1 pseudogene is annotated in these 244 nt (G+C 45.1%); it reads right to left on the reverse strand.

The features are described 5' to 3' along the window. Positions 1-133: 133 nt before the first annotated feature. Positions 134-244, reverse strand: a pseudogene (locus AC0L27_RS41475) (hypothetical protein); the annotation flags it as partial.

A 244-nucleotide genomic window follows, 5' to 3' on the forward strand; every position in this document is an offset into this window, starting at 1 on the left:
TTATGGATGTTACCGCAAAATACGAATTGATTGGGTTGATGGCCTATCCTATCCGCCACAGTTTATCGCCCGAAATGCAGAATAAAGCCTTAGAAAAAGCGGGATTGCCATCATCATTAACGATGGTGTTGATGGCCCCCACCAGTTTGGCAGCTGGTGTTAATTCATCAACATATTCACACGCCAGTTGTTTGTTCGGCATCGATACACCAGTTCCGCGCATTTTGAGGGCTTTTAATCCTTC

The organism is Bradyrhizobium sp. Ken51, assembly GCF_055807435.1.